Origin of the sequence: Streptomyces sp. NPDC058274, from assembly GCF_042881375.1 — a bacterium.
GTDB lineage: Bacteria > Actinomycetota > Actinomycetes > Streptomycetales > Streptomycetaceae > Streptomyces.
Genome location: NZ_JBHVXW010000002.1, coordinates 30,879 through 49,980 on the forward strand (window position 1 = coordinate 30,879; position 19,102 = coordinate 49,980).

Genomic DNA, 19,102 nt, shown 5'->3' on the forward strand with positions numbered 1-19,102 from the left:
CGGAGAACCCCCATGCGCGACTTTCCCACCGCCACGGTGCGCACCCGCGTCCCCGTGCCCCTGCGCTTCGCCGACGGCTACTCGGCCGACGCCGAACTGGTCACCTTCCACGGACTCACCGACGGCCGGGAGCACCTGGCCGTCGTCCTCGGCGACCCGGGGCCCGCCCCGCTGGTCCGGCTGCACTCCGAGTGCCTCACCGGCGATGTCTTCGGCTCGGCCCGCTGCGACTGCGGCCCCCAGCTGCGCGAGGCGGTGGAGCGCATCGCCGAGCGCGGCGGGGTCCTGCTCTATCTCCGCCAGGAGGGCCGGGGCATCGGCCTCTACAACAAGCTCGACGCTTACGCCCTCCAGGACGAGGGCCTGGACACGTACGCCGCCAACGCCGCTCTCGGCCTCCCCGAGGACGCCCGCGACTACACGCCCGCCGCCCAGATGCTGGCGGCCCTGGGCATCGACGCCCTGGACCTCCTCTCCAACAACCCCGACAAGGCCGGCCAACTCCGCGCCCTGGGGCTCGACGTGCAGACCCGCGTCCCCACCGGCGTCTTCGCCACCGCCCACAACGTCCCCTACCTCCGCGCGAAGGTCCTCCAGACGCAGCACACCCTGCCCCTGCCGCAAATCACCGTGGCCCCGTCCGCCCTCCGGCGGGATTGACGCGGCCCCCGTCCCGGCCGACGATCCGGACAGGCCCCTCACCACGGCTCCGGGCCGGCCCGTCAGGAGAAGCCACGCGTGGACGCACCCGACGACACACCCCCGGGGACCTCCGAAGCCCTCGCCCTGCTGCGTGAACTGGGCGCCGAGAAGATCGACCACCCCGGCGGCACCCTGCTGGCCCATCTGATGCGCGTACGCGAGCGGCTGGCCCGCTGGCAGGCACGCCCCGCCCTCCAACTCGCCGGACTGTGCCACGCCTTCTACGGCACCGACGGCTTCGCCACCGCGCTGCTGCCCACCGAGCGCCGGGCCGAACTACGGGCCGTCATCGGCACCGAGGCCGAGGAACTGGTCCACTTCTACGCCAGCTGCGACCGCACCGCCTCCTACCCGACCCTCGTTGACCCGGCCCCGTCCTTCCACGACCGCTTCACGGACACCACGTCGGCCCCCACCCTCCAGCAGCTCCAGGACTTCGCCGAACTCACCGTCGCCAACGAACTGGACCTGGTCGACCAGAACCCGTCCTGGAAGGCCCACGGCGGCGCGGATCTCCTCCCCCTGTTCACCCGTTTCCGCCCACTCCTGACCCCCGAGGCATGGCAGGACTGCGAGGCGACGCTGACGTGACTCAGGCGCGGGCCTGGACGATCAGGGTGCCGATGTGTCCGGGGCGTCGGGGCTTGGCGAAGGCGTCCCACAGTTCGGCCTCGGCGGGAATGTCATGGGGTACGGGCACAACGCTTCCTCTCGTCGTCGGGACGCGGGAGCCCCCCGCCCCGGGAGCCGGGAGTCTCGGAGGCGTTACCGCAGAGCGTCGATGGCCTTCACGATCAGGGCGCGCGCGTCGGCCCCGTACACGGCCATGCCGCGCAGCTGCTCGAACGTCTTGACGTAGAGCGCGACTTCGGAAGGCTGTGTGACCTTCACGTGCGCGGACACCAGCTCAACCGTGGCGAGGGTGCCGTCGTACACGTGAAAGGTTTCCTCCGGCCACTGGGCTCGTTCGCGCGTCGCCATCGGGATGATGCCGAGCGAGACCGCCGGTAGTGACCCTGCGGTGAGCAGATAGCCGAGCTGGCCGGCCATCGCCTCCCCGTCCCCGATCTGGTATCTGAGCACGGACTCCTCAATCAGCAGCACGAAGCGGTGTCCCGGTTCGTGGATGATGCGCGAGCGCTCGACACGGGCCCGTGCCGCCTCTGCGCTGTCATCAATGGGGAGGTCGCGAAAGCGGGCAGACATGCCGAGCACAGCGGTGGCGTAGCCCTCGGTCTGCAGGAGCCCAGGCACGATCGTGGAGGAATACACGCGGAACAGCTCAGTCGCCCGGTAGAGCTGCACGTAGCTGTCCTGCAGGCGTTTCAGCCCGGCGCGGACCCTGCGCCGCCATTCGACGTACTGCGACTCGGCATCACGCGACTGGGCGACGATGTCCGGGGCCTGGTCGGCAACGCCGCAGGCACGGCACCAGAGGCGGATGTCCTGGGGCGTAGGGGGTGTGCGAGCGTTCTCGATGCGGGAGGTCTTCGGATGCGTCCAGCCGCAGCGAGAGGCCAGCTCAGTCCCGCTGATACCCGCGTCCGCGCGGAGTTCACGCAGCCGCTGCGCGACGCGCTCGCGCGCAGCCTGAGCCGAGGACGACGGGGAGATGGGCATGAGCTGACCTGTACGCCTTCCGCCACTATCTGATCTTGTAGTCCTCGTGCGGGATGGCTCGCTCCCACACCGCTTCGAAGGCATCGGCGCACAACTTCGCCGCTGCCGGATCTTCGGAGATCTCCTCGTCGACCCACGTACCGTTGCCGGCGAAGTGGTTCCAGCGGATCACGCGGTCGTCGAACAGCCAGAAGTCGTTGCCCGGCAAGGCGATGTCCGACGCGCGTCGGCGGGCCAGCCACCGCACTTGTTCGCCCGCGGCAACGTTGGTGAACGTGCCCGAATGCTCGTAGCGAATGTACTCGGTGACCGGTTCGGACACGATCCGGGCCCTGCGCACCACGACACCCCGGCCCACGGTCTCCTGGATCAGGTCGAGCCACGGCCGCCACCAGGACGCACGGTCGGCCGGGTCATGGCGGAAACCGGCCCTCCATTCGGCGAACGGCCCCTCTTCGTAGTCGACGTCGTAGGCGTCACGCATTTCCAAGTGCACTGCGGAACGCGTGCAGTTCGCGATCAGCTCATCGAATGTCGGCACGCTCGACGACATCGCACGCCTCCCTGATCATGTGCACCATCCTGGCTGGGATACGGATTACCGCCTCGTCGTCCGGGATCCCCTTCGCGTGCCCCGGCAGCTCGAACGCGGCACATTCCGCTTCGAGTTCAGGGCTTGGCTTCCAGCCCTGGAAAACAAGCTCTTGCTTCTCCTGGTCGATCCACACGGTGGGACTCTTGTCGTCACCCGTGTTGGGGTCGATCCCGATGAACCGTAATTTCATCGTCACCTCCATCGCTCATGGTGTGCATGGATGTACACCACCGTCAGTCGTCCCAGGCAATGGGGTCAAGAGGGCGAAGTCGCCAACGGCATGGCCGACGGATTGCCGTGAACATCGGTGAACATCTCTGGAGTTGGCCAGCACCGCGCTCCTAACGTCATGACCAGCGGCAGCCCCACTTCTGCCCGTGCACACGCCGCGCACCGGTGCCAGGGCAGTCCCACGCCAGCGGAGGCACGCGGATGAAGACGACCATGGACCCGCCAGTCACGCTCGAACTGCCCCTCGCCGAACCCGTACCGGCGCCGGGGTGCGGTGTCTGCGGGGCCCTGGCCCGGCAGCGGGCGGAGTACACGGCCACGGGGAACCCGTCGCGGGCGACGGACTGCAGTGTCGAGATCCGCAACCACCCGCACCGTGCACGCAAAGGCCGGCGGTCGTGAGCGGTGCCCGGTGGGAGTGGCACGACTCGGGTAGCGCTGGCGGCCACATGCAGCGCGTGGCGTCGAGCGGCACGTACAACCGGATCCAGACCGCGTACCGCGCCTACATCGACCACTCAGTGGGGTGCGCGGACTGCGGCCACGGAGAGGTTCGCTGCGCGACTGCCGACGGCCTCTGGGCCGAGTACCGGGACGCGATGACGTAGACCCGCCCGCCCTGGGTCCCGTGGCTACCGGGGGCGGGCGGGATCAGGCCCCGGCCGGACGCCGATCCGGCCGGGCCGCTCCATGTCTTGATCGTCAGCGCTTCGGGCGGGCATCGGGCCGGCTAACGATCACCAAGACCCCGAAACACACCGAAGGCCCAGATCAGATCGCCTCTGACCTGGGCCTTCTCGGTAGACCCTGTGGGACTCGAACCCACAACCAATGGATTAAAAGTCCACTGCTCTGCCAATTGAGCTAAGGGTCCACGCATCGGTCGCGCCGATGCATCCCCGAGCATAGCCGGACACGGCCGGGACTCCGATCGGGTATCGGGGTCCCGGCCGCGCCGTGTGGTCGGAATGGGCGGGGCGGTTACGGATCGACCGATTCGGGGGCTCCCGCGCGGGCGGCCTCGCGGGCGATCGTGCGGGCGTGGCCGGGGTTGAGGAACCAGTGGCGGGCCGAGGCGAGCCACCAGGTCGCGGCGAAGCCGAGGACGACCAGGACCGCGATCGGGGCGTAGTTGAAGGTCTTCCAGGTGACCGGCGAGACCTGGGGCAGCATGAACAGGATCGTGATGACGACGACCCAGGCGACCGCCACGACGCCGATCGCCCGGGACCAGCGCCCCAGGTGCCAGGGCCCGCGGTCGAACGCGTCGCCCTTCCGCAGCCGCAGCAGCGTCGGGATGACGTACGCGATGTAGAGCCCGATGACGGCGATCGACGTCACGGCCGCGTACGCCGTCACATTGATCAGGTACGGCAGACCGAGGACCAGCGCGCCCAGCGCCGCCAGCCACACCGCGGCCACCGGCGTCCGCGTGCGGGGGTTCACCGTGTGCCACACATGCGAGAACGGCAGTGCGCCGTCCCGCGAAAAGGCGTAGATCATCCGGCTGTTGGCGGTGACCGACGCCATCCCGCAGAAGAGCTGGGCCCCGATCACGACCAGCAGCAGGAGCTTGCCGGCCGTCGCACCGAGCGCGTCGAGCAGGATCTGCGCGGGCGGTGCCCCCGTCGCCGAGCCCAGCTCCTTGTCGTACGACTGGATGGCGAAGGTGAAGCCGAGGAGCAGCACGAAGCCCGCTATCCACGACGTCCAGATGGACTGCACGATGCCCTTCGGGCCCGCCGTCGACGCGTCGTGCGTCTCCTCGGTCATATGGGCCGAGGCGTCGTAGCCGGTGAAGGTGTACTGCGCCATCAGCAGTCCGACGAGTACGACGTACACCCCGCTGCCCCAGCCCGTGTTGTTCACGAACTCCGTGAACACGAAGGACGCCGACTGGTGGTGGTCCGGTACGAAGGTGAGCGCGCCGACGATCACCACGACGCCCACCACGTGCCACCACACGCTGATGCTGTTGAGGAGACCGACGATCCGGACTCCGAAGGTGTTGAGCAGCCCGTGCAGGACGAGGATCGCGGCGAAGAGCAGCACGGTGCGGCCCGGCGTCACCTCGAAGTCGAACTGCAGGTTCAGATAGGCCCCGAGGAACGAGGCCGCCCCGAAGTCGATGCCGGCGGTCACCGCCACCTGCCCGAGGACGTTGAACCAGCCGGTGAACCACGCCCAGGCCGCGGCGGTACGGGGTGGAGCGAGCCGATGGGCCCAGAAGTAGAGCCCGGCCGATGTCGGATAGGCCGAACAGATCTCGGCCATCGCGAGTCCGACGAACAGCGTCATCAGTCCGACCGCGACCCAGCCCCAGGTGATCACGGCGGGACCGCCGGTGTTCATGCCGAACAGATACATCGTCAGGCAGCCCGACAGGACCGAGATGATCGTGAAGGAGACCGCGTAGTTGGAGAACGCCGACATGCGGCGGGCGAGAACCTGCGTATAGCCGAGCTGGGCAAGCCGTTCTTCGTCCGACAGCCCACTCGCCTTGGCGTCTTCTGTCATGCCCCCAGCGATTCCCTCGCCGGGAGCATGACATGCGCCAACTCAGGGACCAGGTTGGCCAAAAAGCATCGTGGCCCCCACCCGAACCGGATGGGGGCCACGCTGCTTCACTGCATCACTGCTTCACCGACGGTCAGCCGTTGCGCTTCCAGCGGGGCTTCTCGTCACGGCGGCCGAAGGAACCGGTGCCGGTGCCGGTGCCGCGGTGGTCGTCACGACGGCCGTACGGGCGGTCGTGGCTGCCGGAGCGGAAACCGCTGGAGGGACGGTTGTCCTGACGGTCGCGGTTGAAGGGACGGTCGCTGCCCCGGTGACCGCCACGCTCGTCGCGACGCTCGAAGGGACGGGCACCGCGGTCGTTGTCGCGGCGGACGCCACCACGGTCACCCCGGTCGTTGTTGTCACGACGCTCGAACGTACGACCACCACGGTCACCGTCACGACGCTCGTCACGACGGAACCCACCACGGTCACCACGGTCGTTGTTGTCACGACGCTCGAACGTACGACCACCACGGTCACCGTCACGACGCTCGTCACGACGGAAGCCACCACGGTCACCACGGTCGTTGTTGTCACGACGCTCGAACGTACGGCCACCACGGTCACCATCGCGACGCTCGTCACGACGGAAGCCGCCACGGTCACCACGGTCGTTGTTGTCACGACGCTCGAAGGAACGGCCACCACGGTCACCGTCACGACGGTCACGGTCGAAGCCGCCACGGTCACGACGCTCGTAGTTGCCACGGTCGTCCCGACGCTGACGCGGCGCGTCGTACGAGGACGAACGCTCGACGCGCTCGGCGGGCTGCGCGGCCACGGCGGCGGCCTCGGCGGTCGCCTCCGCGACGATCTGCTCCGCGGCGGCGGCGACGGCCGCCTCCGGGTCGTCGCCCCGCTCGCGCGCGGCACGGGCGATGAGGCGGTCGGCCTCCTCGCGCAGCTCGGACGCACGACGCTGCGCACGCTCCAGCTGCTTGGTGAGGTCCTTGAGGTCACGCTCGGCGGCCTGCGCGGCGTCGGCCGCCGACTGCGCCTGCACCTCGGTCATCGACCGGGCGCCGGTGATCTCGGCGACCTCGGGCTCGAAGGCCGTACCGGAGTTGATGATGTGACGCGTGGCGTCGACGCCCGCGTCCTCCATCAGCCGGAAGATCTGCCGACGCTGGTGCGGCAGCGACAGCGACACGACGGTGCCGGAGCGGCCGGCACGGGCGGTACGGCCGGACCGGTGCAGGTAGTCCTTGTGGTCACCCGCCGGGTCCACGTTCAGCACCAGGTCGATGCCGTCGACGTGGATGCCGCGAGCGGCGACGTCGGTGGCGACCAGGGCGTTGACGTAGCCCTTCTTGAAGTCCTCGAGCACGCGGGTACGCGCGCCCTGCGTCATACCGCCGTGCAGCGCGTCGGCCTTCACACCGGACTCGCAGAGCTGCTCGGCGATGCGGTCGGCGCCCAGCTGGGTACGGACGAAGATGATCGTGCGGCCCTTGCGCGAGGCGATGGCCGCGGTGACCGGCGCCTTGTCCTTGGGCTTCACGATCAGGATGTGGTGCGACATGGTCGTGACGTTGCCCTGGGCGCTGTCGACCTCGTGCGTGACCGGGTTGGTCAGGTAGCGCTTGACCAGCGTGGAGATCTCGTTCTCCATGGTGGCCGAGAACAGCATGCGCTGGCCGCCGCCGGGGATCTGGTCGAGCAGCTCGGTGACCTCGGGCAGGAAGCCCAGGTCGGACATCTGGTCGGCCTCGTCGAGGACGGCGACCTGGACGTTCGCCAGCGAGCAGGCGCCACGGTTGATGAGGTCGCGCAGCCGGCCCGGGGTGGCGACGAGGACGTCGACACCGCGCTCCAGGGCGTACATCTGGTTGCTCATCGACGTACCGCCGCAGACGACCTTCATCTTCAGGCCGAGCACGTCGCCGTACGGCTGGAGGGCGTCCGCGACCTGCATCGCGAGCTCACGCGTCGGCGTGAGGATGATGCCGCGGGGCTTCTTCTTCTCGGTGTGACCGCCGGACAGCTGCGTCAGCAGCGGCAGACCGAAGGAGAGGGTCTTGCCGGAGCCGGTGCGGCCTCGACCGAGGATGTCCTTGCCGGCCAGGGCGTCCGGGATGGTCGCGGCCTGGATCGGGAAGGGGCTGGTCACGCCGTTCTGCGCGAGCTTGCGGACGACACCCTCGGGGAGACCGAGGTCACTGAAGGAAACCTCGGGAGCGGACTCCACGGTCTCCTCGACCTCGACGATCTCGACGGCCTCATCAGCGTTCTCGGGCACGACGATGTGATCAGTACTGGAAACAGACATGCGAAATGCGAACCTTCCGGAGTTCTTCGGCACGCGCCCATAACTCCGTGAAGTCGCAATCGACCGCCTCTATGCGGTCCGGCCACGGCAAGGGAGAGTACGCGCCACGCGGCGCTCTCTGCGTTGGCGCCGGGCAATGGGATCAAACGATCTACCACCATACGCACCCCCCACCCCCAAAGGCAAACCGCCCCCCATCCTCCCAGGCCAGAGCCCCCACGCCCACAAAAAGCCCCGCCCCGGGAACCGCCCTGGCGCAACCCTACGCACCCGCGCCCGCCCACGCGCCGAAGAGGCCGCCCCGGAGACCCGCACCCCCCACGCACCCGCACCCGCCCACGCACCGAAGGGGCCGCCCCGGAGACCGCCCCCGCCCGCAACCCCCACGCCCCCGCAGCCGCAAGACGGCCGAAGGGTCCGTGCCGGTACATCAAATGCCCGTCGCCATGCGCGAGAACACCCAACCGAGCGCCCCCAGAAGACAGCACAGCCGGTAGGGCGACGGGCGGATGTACCGGCACGGACCCGACCCACGGCACCACCGGACGGCGAACCACCCACCCACCGCCGGACAGCGAACCGACACCCACCGGCACTAAGCGAACCGCCCCCGCTCAAGGCGCCCCGCCAGCTCAGGCGCCCCCGCCAGAGAAAGGCACACCAGCCCGAGGCGCCGGCTCCCGCTCCACCAACTGCGTGCTCTGCTCATGCGCGGACGACGAAGGCTCCGCGGACGGATCGGACGACGGCGGCGGGGACGCCGGCGGCGTCGGCTCAGCCGCCGTACCCGTGGAACTCGGCTCGCCCTTCGTGGGCGCCGGCGGCGACGGCCTGCCCCCGCCCCCGCTGCCGCCACCGCCGGCAGCACCACCCTTGCCGTCCTTGGACGTGGCCTCGGCGGAAGGCTTCGCGCCCCCGTCCCGCCCCCCGGCCCCCGAAGCGGACGCGGAAGCCGAGGCGGACTCCCCCGGCCGGGCCGAACCCCCGTTCCCCCCACCACCGGCATGGAAGCCCACGCCCCCGCCGGTCACCGCCGACCCGCCGTCGGGCCCTTCCCCACCGCGCTGCCCCGCGGAGTGCGAGGGCCCGGGCTTGGCCCCGTCGTCGCCGACGCTCATACAGCCGGCGGCCGCGGCGACGGCGACGACCGCGGCGGCCAGACGGACGGGTACGTACAAGGCGCGCACGGGCAGCCACCTCCGAGGGCGGATCGGGGAGTCCCGTGCCCAACTCCCGGCGCCCGCAAGAAGACACGCGCCCCCACCCGAGAACCACCGGAACCAAGCCACCCGGACCCAGGGAACCGCACGCGACGAAACCGCAGTCCAGCGAACCGCACCCACCACGAACCCGGCGCAACCGAATCCAACCGGCTGCAATCGCCCCCAACCGTCACCCATACCCCAGCGCATGCAACCGCTCGTCGTCGATCCCGAAGTGGTGAGCGATCTCATGCACCACGGTCACCTCGGTCTCCGCGACGACCTCGTCCCGCGAGGCGCACATCCGCAGCGTCGGCCCCCGGTAGATCGTGATCCGGTCCGGCAGCACCCCGGCGTACCACTCCCCCCGGTCGGTCAGCGGCGTCCCTTCGTAGAGCCCGAGCAGCTCGGGATCCTCGGCGGGCGGTTCGTCCTCGACGAACACCGCCACGTTGTCCATCAGCCGGGTCAGCTCCGGCGGAATCCGGTCCAACGCCTCGGCGACCAGTTCCTCGAACTCCTCGCGCGTCATCTCCAGCACACGGCCATTGTCCGGCACGACCGCCCCGTACGAGAGTCGGCGGCCCACCGCATATCCGCCTGCGCACCTGGGCATACGGGACCAATGGCCCGCGACCTTGCCGCAGCCCTGCACCGCATGCGAAACATCGCCCGTACGGCACCCCGCGCCCTGACCCGGCACTACCGCGCCCGCCGCCCGCGCCCGGTGGTCGAACTGGTCCAGCAGCCGCACCCGTACACCCGGGCCCTCGGCCTGATAGCCGTGGTGCTGCTGGGTGCCTGGCTGGGTCTGCTGATCGTCGGCAACGTCCGCGTGCCGGTCGGCCCGATGAACACCACGATGACGCTCCGCCCGTCCCTGACCGGCGGCACGAAGATCAACATCTCTCCGCTCGGCGCCCTGGAGCTGCGCAGCCACCAGGCCCCGATCCGCCTGGACGTGGACGTGGACCAGCTGGACCCGGTCCGCTCCCAGGCCCTGGTCGACCATCCGGAGCGGCTGTCCGGGCTCCAGGACGAGGTCGCGCGGGACGTGGAGCACGGCACCCTCGACCTGGCCGTACGCTCCTGCATCGCGGTCGTCGCGGGCGCCACCGCGCTCGGCCTGGCGGTCTACCGCCGCCCCCGCCGGGCCCTCGCGGCCGGTGGCCTGGCGCTGGCCCTGCTGGCGGCCTGCGGGGCGACCGCGTTCGCCACCTGGAACCCGAAGTCGGTCCTGGAGCCGAAGTTCTCCGGGCTGCTCTCCTCGGCGCCCTCCCTCGTCGGCGACGCCCGCAACATCGTGACCGAATTCGACGTCTACCAGAAGGAGTTGGCCCGCCTGGTGACGAACGTGACGAAGCTGTACGACGTCACGTCGACGCTCCCGGCGTACGAGCCGGACCCGGCCACGATCCGGGTGCTGCATGTGTCCGACATCCATCTGAACCCGGCGAGCTGGAAGATCATCGCGTCGCTCGTGAAGCAGTACGACATCGATGTGATCGTCGACTCCGGCGACACGATGGACCACGGAAGCGCCGCGGAGAACGGCTTCCTCGATCCGATCCCGGACCTCGGCGCCCCGTACGTCTGGGTGCGCGGCAATCACGACAGCCGCGACACCCAGGAGTACCTGGAGCGCATGAAGAACGTGCACGTACTGGACGACGGAAAGGCCGTGTCGGTGGCCGGCCTGCGTTTCGCGGGCATCGGCGATCCGCAGTTCACCCCGGACCGCGCGGTGCAGGCGGCGGGCGACCCGGCGGAGCGGCTGGCGGGCCTGCGGCTGGCGTCGGCCCTCGTCGACCAGCGGAACGCGGGCACCCCGGTCGACATCGCGATCGCCCACAACCCGGTCGCGGCCCGGCAGACGGACGGCGAGGTGCCCCTCGTGCTGGCGGGTCACGTCCATCACGAGGACACGCAGGTCATGAAGTACGGCACGCGGCTGCGTATCGAGGGTTCGACGGGCGGCAGCGGACTGCGCGCGGTGGAGGGCAAGTACCCGGACCCGATCGAGGCCTCGATCCTCTATCTGGACCGGGACACCCGGCATCTCCAGGCCTGGGACGAGATCAAACTGGGGGGCCTGGGCCTGACAACGGCCGAGGTCAGCCGCCACCTCCCGGAGGAGAACCAGCCGGGAGCCCCGCAGTCCCCGAGCCCCACACCGAGCACTCCCACCCCCACGGGCAGCACCCCGTGACGCCCGTGGCCAGGCCCCCTGACCCCCGCAGAACCGCTCTCCCAGCGTCGGCGGAACGGTTCCGTAAACCGTTTTGGCGATACCTCCCGCCATCCCATATGCTTCTCACGTCCCCGACGCGCTGAGAAGCGCCCAGGCGGGCCGATAGCCCTCATCGTCTAGCGGCCTAGGACGCCGCCCTTTCAAGGCGGTAGCACGGGTTCGAATCCCGTTGGGGGCACGCAAAGCCGTGTGCGACACTGTTTTACGCATGTCGCGCACAACAGCAAGGTCCTGTGGAGCAGTTTGGAGTGCTCGCCACCCTGTCAAGGTGGAGGCCGCGGGTTCAAATCCCGTCAGGACCGCTGAGGTTCCGCAAGGAATCTCGTGGCTGGGTAGCTCAGTTGGTACGAGCGATCGCCTGAAAAGCGATAGGTCGCCGGTTCGACCCCGGCCCCAGCCACACAGAACGAAAACCCCCTCCGGTCACCCGGAGGGGGTTTTCGTCGCTCACAGGGAGCCTAGGGGGGTTCTTGAGACACATCAGCAGGGGAATCGTTACGGCCGGCGCCGTCCTGTTCGCCACTCTCGCCGTGCCCGGCACGGCCCACGCCGCCGGTCCGGTCGTCAAGGAGGCGTACAGCGACACGGCCGACTGGTCGGTGATCGACGTACACCTCAACCACGGCAGCGCGGTCGGCGAGGACGTCACCAAGGTCACCGCGGAGCTGCGTCCCGCCGGCGGTGCCGGGACGGACGCCCCGGTGGCCACGGTCGGCGGCTTCACGGAGAAGTACTGGATCAGTACCTGGGAAGGGATCTGGGCCTCCCAGCCCGTCCATCTGGAGACACTCGGCGACTACACGATCGACATCGAGGTCACGGACAGCTCGGGGGACACCACCGTCCAGAAGAACGCGGGCACGCTGCGGTACCGCGAGCAGCCCGTCATCACGGACTTCGCCGTGACGCCGACCGAGCCGACGATCGAGGACAAGACGGTCGCGGTCGGGGGTGACCTGGTGGTCCGCGATCCGAGCACTCGTAAGACGGTCCCGCTGCCCGACGCGACCGTCGACCTCAAGCTCGACCAGAACGGCGAGACGACCGCGGTCACGGACGACAAGGGCCACTTCTCCCTCTCGCGCGAGCTGAAGCAGGGCGGCTGGGTCTGGGCGGAGTACCACGGCGAGTTGGGCTATGCCTCGGTCCCGTGGGTCATGGTCACGCCCAAGGCCGCGCCGACCCGCTTCGTCCTCGACCAGAAGTCGTTCCATCCCACGGCGGGCGACCGGATCACGGTCTCCGGCACGCTGGAGTACCAGAGCGGCACGGAGTGGAAGCCCCTGCCGGGCATCCCGCTGGAGATGGACCACAAGGGCAGCAGCACGTCCAGCCCGATCGAGGCGACCACGGACGCCGACGGCCGCTTCTCCTTCGTCGCCAGTCCGTACCAGAAGACGGTGTACGAGGTGGCCTTCACCCCGTACCCCTACAACGCCTGGATCCAGCGCACCGCGACCGCCGACGTCGCCGTCGCGGTCACGGCGACCACGAAGTTCAAAGAGTTCACGGCGTCCCTCGACAAGAACGCAGAGCTCAGCGTCTCCGGCATCCTCGCCGTCATCGGTGACGACCACAGTGAGCGGGTCGAGGTCGCGGTCCAGTACTCGCCCGACGGGCGCACCGGCTGGAAGACCCAGAAGACGGTGAAGACCGGCTTCGACGAGCAGTTCTACACGGACCTGCCGGGCTACACGGACGGCTACTGGCGTCTGTCGTACGCGGGTTCCACGAGCAGGGACGTCAAGGGCACCGCCAGTGACCCCCTGCGCAGGAACCGCTCCCTCACCCGGATCAAGGGCGCCAACGCGTCACCGGAGCCGGTGCGCAAGGGCAGGACGATCACCGTCAAGGGCGTGCTGCAGGACCGCAAGCCCGGTGCGTCGAGCTGGCAGGCGTACGGCGGCAAGAAGGTGCAGATCCTGTTCCGCCCCAAGGGCAAGAAGACCTGGTATCTGATGACGACCGTCACCGCGAAGGCGAACGGTTCCTTCAGCAAGGGCCTCACCGCGCAGCAGGACGGCACCTGGGTGCCGGTGTTCCTGGAGCCGGACGGCAAGCACTTCGTGGGCAGCGGGAGCGAGGACTACGTCGACGTGCGCTGAGGCCGTCGTAGCGGAGTCGTACGTGCCCCGGGGGGCCGGGCCGATCGCGGAGTCGTACGTGCCCCGGGGGGCCGGGCCGGTCGCGGAGTCGTGCGCGCCCCGGGGGCCGGGCCGGTCCCGCAGTCGTACGCGCCCCGGGGGGCCGGGCCGGTCAGTGCGCCGCGTGCGCCGGCTCGGCCGTCCGGCCGCCGGGGTGCCGGTGGCGCCAGAACCAGAAGACCGCGCAGGACAGCAGGGTCCAGGCCGCGAGCACCAGGAACGGGAACGCGTGCTGGTGGCCGGCGAAGTACACCGCCGTGTGCTGGGCGTTGACCGAACCGCCCGGCGGCAGCCAGCGGCCGATGAGGCCCAGCACGGACGGCAGCAGCGGCCAGGAGACGGCGCCGCCCGACGAGGGGTTGCCGAGGAGCACCATCAGCCCCCAGGTCGGAAGCATGGCCCAGCGCCCGAAGAGGGTGTTGAACATCGTGAAGACCATGCCGGAGGTGAACATGGTCAGGGCCAGGATCAGCCAGGACTCCACGAACGGCAGGTCCAGCACGCCCAGCAGCCAGTCCACCACCGCCGCGATCACGAACCCCCCGAGCAGGGAGTACGCGGCCGTGAACCCGATGCGCTCCAGCGGAGTCAGCGCCTTCGCGTGCACACTCAGCTGGATCGCGCCGACGAATCCGATGATCACGGCCGCCAGCGAGATGTAGAAGATCGCGAGGCCTCGCGGGTCGCCCTTCTGCAGGGGCTTGATGTCCCGGACGGTGACCGCCACGCCCGTCTCCTTGCCGACGGCCGGCCCGGCCTCCTCCAGCAGCTCCGCGACCGACGCGCCGGACGCCCCGGAGACATCGAGCGTGACGGCTCGGCCGTCCTCCCGCGTCTCGAGGATCGCGAACACCTTCTGCTCGTCCACCGCTTCGACGGCCGCCGCCCTGCTGTCGTAGGTGTGGATCTTCAGCGAGGCGTCGAGCGCCTTCTCCATGCCGGCCAGGAAGGCCTTGCCCTGCGCCTGGTCGTACGAGCCCACCACCGCCGTCGGCACGTGGTGCGGCGTCGGGTTTGCCATGGCGTACGTGTACGAGCCCGCGAAGAGGCCCGCCGCCGCGGCGATGATCAGCAGCAGCACGGTCGCGGGCAGGAACGGTGACTCCTTGAAGGACGCCCACCGGTCACCACGGGTGGGCGGCTTGCCATGGGCGCCGTGCGGCATCTCGGACATACGGCCACGCTAAAGCCGCATAAGGGATATTTCTCAGCGAGGAGCGCGGCCGGAGCAGCGGCGCGAGCGAGGCCTCGGCAGGCCCAACCGCCCCCGCTGCCACCCCCGGGCGCAAAAGCGTTCGCCAGTCATTTCGTCGAGGTGAGATCCTGGACCGCGTATGTCTACGCATCCTGCCCCCGTACTCGGCGATCTCGCCGCCCGCCTGACCGAGCTGTCCCTGCGCGACGCGCACCGGCTCGGGCGCAGGCTCGAAGGCGCGCGCAAGATCCGCAAGCCCGAGGCCCGGTCCGCCGTGCTCGCCGAGATCGAGGCGGAAGCGACCAAGGCCGAGTCCCGTATGGCCGAGCGGCGCACCCGTGTGCCGGCCATCACCTATCCCGAACAGCTCCCGGTCAGCCAGAAGAAGGACGACATCGCCGCGGCCATCCGCGATCACCAGGTCGTGATCGTCGCGGGTGAGACCGGCTCAGGCAAGACCACCCAGATCCCCAAGATCTGCATGGAGCTGGGCCGTGGCGTCCGCGGCATGATCGGACACACCCAGCCCCGCCGGATCGCCGCCCGCACCGTCGCGGAGCGCGTCGCCGAGGAGCTGGACACCCCGCTCGGCGAGGCCGTCGGCTGGAAGGTCCGCTTCACCGACCAGGTGAACCCGGACGGCACCTTCGTCAAACTGATGACCGACGGCATCCTGCTCGCCGAGATCCAGACGGACCGCGAGCTGCGCGCCTACGACACGATCATCATCGACGAGGCCCACGAGCGGTCGCTGAACATCGACTTCCTGCTGGGCTACCTCGCGCAGCTCCTCCCCAAGCGCCCGGACCTCAAGGTCGTCATCACCTCCGCGACCATCGACCCCGAGCGCTTCTCCCGCCACTTCGGGGACGCGCCGATCGTCGAGGTCAGCGGCCGGACGTACCCCGTCGAGGTCCGCTACCGCCCGCTTCTCGAAGAGGACGGCGAGGATTCCGACCGCGACCAGATCACCGCGATCTGCGACGCCGTCGAGGAGCTCCAGGGCGAGGGCAAGGGCGACATCCTCGTCTTCCTCTCCGGGGAGCGCGAGATCCGCGACACCGCGGACGCGCTGACCAAGAGGAACTACCGCTTCACCGAGGTCCTCCCGCTCTACGCCCGCCTCTCGCACGCCGAGCAGCACCGCGTCTTCCAGCAGCACACCGGCCGCAGGATCGTTCTGGCGACCAACGTCGCCGAGACCTCGCTCACCGTCCCGGGCATCAAGTACGTCATCGACCCGGGCACCGCCCGTATCTCCCGCTACAGCCACCGTACGAAGGTGCAGCGGCTGCCCATCGAAGCGATCTCCCAGGCCAGTGCCAACCAGCGCAAGGGCCGCTGCGGCCGTACGAGCGACGGCATCTGCATCCGCCTCTACAGCGAGGACGACTTCCTCGCCCGCCCCGAGTTCACGGACGCGGAGATCCTCCGTACGAACCTCGCCTCCGTCATCCTCCAGATGACCGCGGCCGGGCTCGGCGACATCGAGAAGTTCCCCTTCATCGACCCGCCGGACCACCGCAACATCCGCGACGGCGTCCAACTCCTCCAGGAACTGGGCGCGTTGGACCCCACGGAGAAGGACCCCCGCAAGCGACTCACGCAGACCGGCCGCAAGCTCGCCCAGCTGCCCGTCGACCCCCGTCTCGCCCGCATGGTCCTGGAGGCCGACAAGAACGGCTGTGTCCGCGAGGTCATGGTGATCGCCGCCGCGCTGTCCATCCAGGACCCACGCGAGCGCCCGGCCGAGAAGCAGGCGCAGGCCGACCAGCAGCACGCCCGCTTCCGGGACGAGACGTCCGACTTCCTCGCGTACCTCAACCTCTGGCGGTACGTCCGCGAGCAGCAGAAGGAGCGCGGCTCGTCCTCGTTCCGGCGCATGTGCAAGCAGGAGTACCTGAACTTCCTGCGCATCCGCGAGTGGCAGGACATCTACAGCCAGCTGCGCACGGTCGCCAAGCAGATGGGCATCCATCCGAAGGAGGAGGACGCGGCCGACCAGAGCGTCCATGTCTCGCTGCTCGCCGGCCTGCTCTCCCACGTCGGCATGAAGGACGTGAAGGAGACCGGCGGCGAGAGCGGCCGGAGCACGGGCAAGAACGAGTATCTGGGCGCCCGCAACGCCAAGTTCGCGATCTTCCCGGGCTCGGCCCTCTTCAAGAAGCCCCCGCGTTTCGTGATGTCCGCCGAGCTGGTGGAGACCTCGCGCCTGTGGGCCCGGGTCAACGCCAGGATCGAGCCCGAGTGGGTCGAGCCGCTCGCCGGGCATCTCCTCAAGCGCACCTACAGCGAGCCGCACTGGGAGAAGGACCAGGCCGCGGTGATGGCGTACGAGAAGGTGACGCTGTACGGCGTCCCGATCGTCGCCCAGCGGAAGGTGAACTACGGGCGGATCGACGCGGAGGCGAGCCGCGAGCTGTTCATCCGCAACGCGCTCGTCGAGGGCGACTGGCGCACGCACCACAAGTTCTTCGCCGACAACCGCCGGCTCCTCACCGAGGTCGAGGAGCTGGAGCACCGGGCCCGGCGCCGGGACATCCTGGTCGACGACGAGACGCTCTTCGACTTCTACGACCAGCGGGTGCCCGAACACGTGGTGTCCGGCGCGCACTTCGACTCCTGGTGGAAGCACAAGCGCCATGAGGAGCCCGAACTCCTCGACTTCGAGCGCTCGATGCTCATCAACGAGCGGGCCGGCGACGTCAGCAAGGACGACTACCCGGACTCCTGGCGCCAGGGCGCCCTCAAGTTCCGTGTCACCTACCAGTTCGAGCCGGGCGCGGACGCGGACGGCGTGACCGTCCACATCCCGCTCCAGGTCCTCAACCAGGTCACGGACGAGGGCTTCGACTGGCAGATCCCGGGGCTGCGCGAAGAGGTCGTCACGGAACTCATCCGCTCCCTCCCGAAGCCGATCCGCCGCCACTACGTGCCCGCCCCGAACTTCGCCCAGAAGTTCCTGGAGCGTGCGGTGCCCCTCCAGGAGCCGCTGGCCCTGACCATGGCGCGTGAGCTGAAGCGCATGGTCGGCGTCCCGCTCACGGCCGACGACTTCGACTGGTCGCGTGTCCCGGACCACCTGAAGATCACCTTCCGGATCGTCGACGAGCGGCGTCGCAACGTCGCCGAGGACAAGGACCTGGAGGCGCTCAAGCTCCAGCTGAAGCCGAAGGCGCGCAAGGCCATCTCGCAGGCCGCGGCGGCGACGGCGGAGCGCGAGGGCGGCGAGTCCCTGGAGCGCAAGGGCCTCACGGACTGGTCGATCGGCTCCCTCACCCGCATCTTCGAGACGCGGCGGGCGGGCCAGCCGGTCAAGGCCTACCCGGCGCTCGTCGACGACGGCGACACCGTCTCCGTACGGCTCTTCGACACGGAGGCCGAGCAGCAGCAGGCCATGTGGAAGGGCACCCGGCGCCTGATCCTGCGCAACATCCCGGTGAACCCGGGCAAGTTCGCCTCGGACAAGCTCACGAACGCCCAGAAGATCGCCCTGTCCGCGAACCCGCACGGCACCGTCCAGGCGCTCTTCGACGACTGCGCGACCGCCGCCGCGGACAAGCTGATCGGTGACTTCGGGGGCCCGGCCTGGGACGAGGAGTCGTACCGGAAGCTGTACGACAAGGTGCGCGCCGAGATCGTCGACACCACGGTGCGTACGGTCGGCCAGGTCCAGCAGGTCCTCGCCGCCTGGCAGGCCTGTGAGCGCCGCCTGAAGGGCGTCAAGAGCCCCACGCTGCTGGCGAACCTCACGGACGTGCGCAAGCAGCTGGACGCCCTCGTGAAGCCCGGCTTCGTCACGGAGACCGGCCTGCGCCGCCTCCCGGACCTGATGCGCTATCTGGTCGCCGCGGACCGCCGGCTCCAGCAGATGCCGACGAGCGTCCAGCGGGACACCTCGCGCATGGAGAAGGTCCACGAGATGCAGGACGAGTACGCGTGGCTGCTGGAGCAGATGCCGCAGGGCCGGCCTGTCCCCCAGCAGGTCCTGGACATCCGGTGGATGATCGAGGAGCTCCGCGTCAGCTATTTCGCCCACGCGCTCGGCACGGCGTACCCCGTCTCCGACAAGCGGATCGTGAAGGCGATCGACGCGGCGGTGCCGTAACCGGCCCGGCACGATGGGTGAGTTCGACCACCGGGCCCACCCTCCTGTACAGTCTCTTCTCGCAGCACAGCGCACAAATAGTGACTGCGAGACCAGGTCCTGTGGAGCAGTTTGGAGTGCTCGCCACCCTGTCAAGGTGGAGGCCGCGGGTTCAAATCCCGTCAGGACCGCAGCGAATGAGAGCCCCGCATCCGGCAACGGAGCGGGGCTCTTCCCGTTCCTCCCC

Annotated in this window: 14 protein-coding genes and 5 tRNA genes; 11 read left to right on the forward strand and 8 right to left on the reverse strand. The window is 69.4% G+C overall.

The window, feature by feature from the left end:
* Positions 1–12: 12 nt before the first annotated feature.
* On the forward strand, positions 13–660 hold the full coding sequence (gene ribA, locus ACFVYF_RS04560; RefSeq protein WP_389450744.1) for a GTP cyclohydrolase II: 648 nt from the start codon (positions 13–15) through the stop codon (positions 658–660).
* Positions 661–738: 78 nt separating this feature from the next.
* Positions 739–1,293 carry a DUF6817 domain-containing protein gene (locus tag ACFVYF_RS04565; protein WP_389450747.1) on the forward strand — a complete coding sequence of 185 codons (555 nt, stop codon included), beginning with the start codon at positions 739–741 and terminating at the stop codon, positions 1,291–1,293.
* A gap of 174 nt (positions 1,294–1,467) precedes the next feature.
* Here the strand turns inward: ACFVYF_RS04565 and ACFVYF_RS04570 are convergent, their stop codons facing one another.
* The 3 genes from ACFVYF_RS04570 to ACFVYF_RS04580 are packed head-to-tail and all read right to left on the reverse strand — an operon-like array spanning position 1,468 to position 3,107.
* Positions 1,468–2,322, reverse strand: a complete 855-nt coding sequence (locus tag ACFVYF_RS04570; protein WP_389450750.1) for a helix-turn-helix domain-containing protein — start codon at positions 2,320–2,322, stop codon at positions 1,468–1,470.
* 25 nt (positions 2,323–2,347) lie between these two features.
* Positions 2,348–2,875 carry a DUF6879 family protein gene (locus ACFVYF_RS04575; protein WP_389450753.1) on the reverse strand — a complete coding sequence of 176 codons (528 nt, stop codon included), beginning with the start codon at positions 2,873–2,875 and terminating at the stop codon, positions 2,348–2,350.
* Positions 2,847–3,107 (reverse strand): hypothetical protein, encoded by a 261-nt coding sequence (locus ACFVYF_RS04580; RefSeq protein ID WP_389452044.1) that lies wholly within the window; start codon positions 3,105–3,107, stop codon positions 2,847–2,849. The genes ACFVYF_RS04575 and ACFVYF_RS04580 overlap by 29 nt, the downstream gene beginning before the upstream one ends.
* A 242-nt stretch (positions 3,108–3,349) precedes the next feature.
* Between ACFVYF_RS04580 and ACFVYF_RS04585 the strand changes: the two genes are divergently transcribed.
* Entirely contained in the window at positions 3,350–3,550 is a 201-nt protein-coding gene (locus ACFVYF_RS04585; RefSeq protein ID WP_389450756.1) for a hypothetical protein, read from the forward strand.
* A 47-nt stretch (positions 3,551–3,597) separates the two neighbouring features.
* Positions 3,598–3,756, forward strand: a complete 159-nt coding sequence (locus ACFVYF_RS04590) for a hypothetical protein (protein ID WP_389450759.1) — start codon at positions 3,598–3,600, stop codon at positions 3,754–3,756.
* A gap of 193 nt (positions 3,757–3,949) precedes the next feature.
* Here ACFVYF_RS04590 and ACFVYF_RS04595 read toward each other — a convergent pair.
* The 4 genes from ACFVYF_RS04595 to ACFVYF_RS04610 form a co-directional block, all read right to left on the reverse strand.
* Positions 3,950–4,022 (reverse strand) — tRNA-Lys (locus tag ACFVYF_RS04595).
* Between the two features lie 107 nt (positions 4,023–4,129).
* The gene (locus ACFVYF_RS04600; RefSeq protein ID WP_389450761.1) at positions 4,130–5,665 is read right to left on the reverse strand and encodes an amino acid permease; all 1,536 of its coding nucleotides are present in this window, start codon (positions 5,663–5,665) and stop codon (positions 4,130–4,132) included.
* Positions 5,666–5,798: 133 nt separating this feature from the next.
* Entirely contained in the window at positions 5,799–7,976 is a 2,178-nt protein-coding gene (locus tag ACFVYF_RS04605) for a DEAD/DEAH box helicase (protein ID WP_389450764.1), read from the reverse strand.
* A gap of 1,392 nt (positions 7,977–9,368) precedes the next feature.
* Positions 9,369–9,719: a metallopeptidase family protein gene (locus ACFVYF_RS04610; RefSeq protein ID WP_389450767.1), complete on the reverse strand. Its 351-nt coding sequence runs from the start codon at positions 9,717–9,719 to the stop codon at positions 9,369–9,371.
* Between the two features lie 84 nt (positions 9,720–9,803).
* Between ACFVYF_RS04610 and ACFVYF_RS04615 the strand changes: the two genes are divergently transcribed.
* From ACFVYF_RS04615 to ACFVYF_RS04635, 5 genes are all read left to right on the forward strand, one after another.
* Positions 9,804–11,387 (forward strand): metallophosphoesterase, encoded by a 1,584-nt coding sequence (locus ACFVYF_RS04615; RefSeq protein ID WP_389450770.1) that lies wholly within the window; start codon positions 9,804–9,806, stop codon positions 11,385–11,387.
* A gap of 147 nt (positions 11,388–11,534) precedes the next feature.
* Positions 11,535–11,607 (forward strand) — tRNA-Glu (locus ACFVYF_RS04620).
* A gap of 49 nt (positions 11,608–11,656) precedes the next feature.
* Positions 11,657–11,731 (forward strand) — tRNA-Asp (locus tag ACFVYF_RS04625).
* 24 nt (positions 11,732–11,755) lie between these two features.
* A tRNA-Phe gene (locus tag ACFVYF_RS04630) sits at positions 11,756–11,829 on the forward strand.
* Positions 11,830–11,899: 70 nt separating this feature from the next.
* Complete coding sequence (locus tag ACFVYF_RS04635) at positions 11,900–13,534, forward strand: hypothetical protein (RefSeq protein WP_389450773.1); 1,635 nt, start codon at positions 11,900–11,902, stop codon at positions 13,532–13,534.
* Positions 13,535–13,685: 151 nt separating this feature from the next.
* Here the strand turns inward: ACFVYF_RS04635 and ACFVYF_RS04640 are convergent, their stop codons facing one another.
* Positions 13,686–14,738 (reverse strand): ABC transporter permease, encoded by a 1,053-nt coding sequence (locus ACFVYF_RS04640; RefSeq protein ID WP_389452047.1) that lies wholly within the window; start codon positions 14,736–14,738, stop codon positions 13,686–13,688.
* Between the two features lie 169 nt (positions 14,739–14,907).
* On the opposite strand from ACFVYF_RS04640, the gene hrpA reads away from it, so the two are divergent.
* Positions 14,908–18,876 carry an ATP-dependent RNA helicase HrpA gene (gene hrpA, locus ACFVYF_RS04645; RefSeq protein WP_389450776.1) on the forward strand — a complete coding sequence of 1,323 codons (3,969 nt, stop codon included), beginning with the start codon at positions 14,908–14,910 and terminating at the stop codon, positions 18,874–18,876.
* Between the two features lie 95 nt (positions 18,877–18,971).
* Positions 18,972–19,046: transfer RNA gene (locus ACFVYF_RS04650), tRNA-Asp, on the forward strand.
* The last annotated feature ends 56 nt before the right edge of the window (positions 19,047–19,102 follow it).

What these genes read in the sequence shown, in the direction of transcription:
- ribA (WP_389450744.1), top strand. Translation starts at nt 13, where the DNA reads ATGCGCGACTTTCCCACCGCCACGGTGCGCACCCGCGTCCCCGTGCCC.
- ACFVYF_RS04570 (WP_389450750.1), bottom strand. Translation starts at nt 2,322, where the DNA reads ATGCCCATCTCCCCGTCGTCCTCGGCTCAGGCTGCGCGCGAGCGCGTC.
- ACFVYF_RS04575 (WP_389450753.1), bottom strand. Translation starts at nt 2,875, where the DNA reads ATGTCGTCGAGCGTGCCGACATTCGATGAGCTGATCGCGAACTGCACG.
- ACFVYF_RS04580 (WP_389452044.1), bottom strand. Translation starts at nt 3,107, where the DNA reads ATGAAATTACGGTTCATCGGGATCGACCCCAACACGGGTGACGACAAG.
- ACFVYF_RS04585 (WP_389450756.1), top strand. Translation starts at nt 3,350, where the DNA reads ATGAAGACGACCATGGACCCGCCAGTCACGCTCGAACTGCCCCTCGCC.
- ACFVYF_RS04590 (WP_389450759.1), top strand. Translation starts at nt 3,598, where the DNA reads ATGCAGCGCGTGGCGTCGAGCGGCACGTACAACCGGATCCAGACCGCG.
- ACFVYF_RS04600 (WP_389450761.1), bottom strand. Translation starts at nt 5,665, where the DNA reads ATGACAGAAGACGCCAAGGCGAGTGGGCTGTCGGACGAAGAACGGCTT.
- ACFVYF_RS04605 (WP_389450764.1), bottom strand. Translation starts at nt 7,976, where the DNA reads ATGTCTGTTTCCAGTACTGATCACATCGTCGTGCCCGAGAACGCTGAT.
- ACFVYF_RS04615 (WP_389450770.1), top strand. Translation starts at nt 9,804, where the DNA reads ATGGCCCGCGACCTTGCCGCAGCCCTGCACCGCATGCGAAACATCGCC.
- ACFVYF_RS04640 (WP_389452047.1), bottom strand. Translation starts at nt 14,738, where the DNA reads ATGCCGCACGGCGCCCATGGCAAGCCGCCCACCCGTGGTGACCGGTGG.
- hrpA (WP_389450776.1), top strand. Translation starts at nt 14,908, where the DNA reads ATGTCTACGCATCCTGCCCCCGTACTCGGCGATCTCGCCGCCCGCCTG.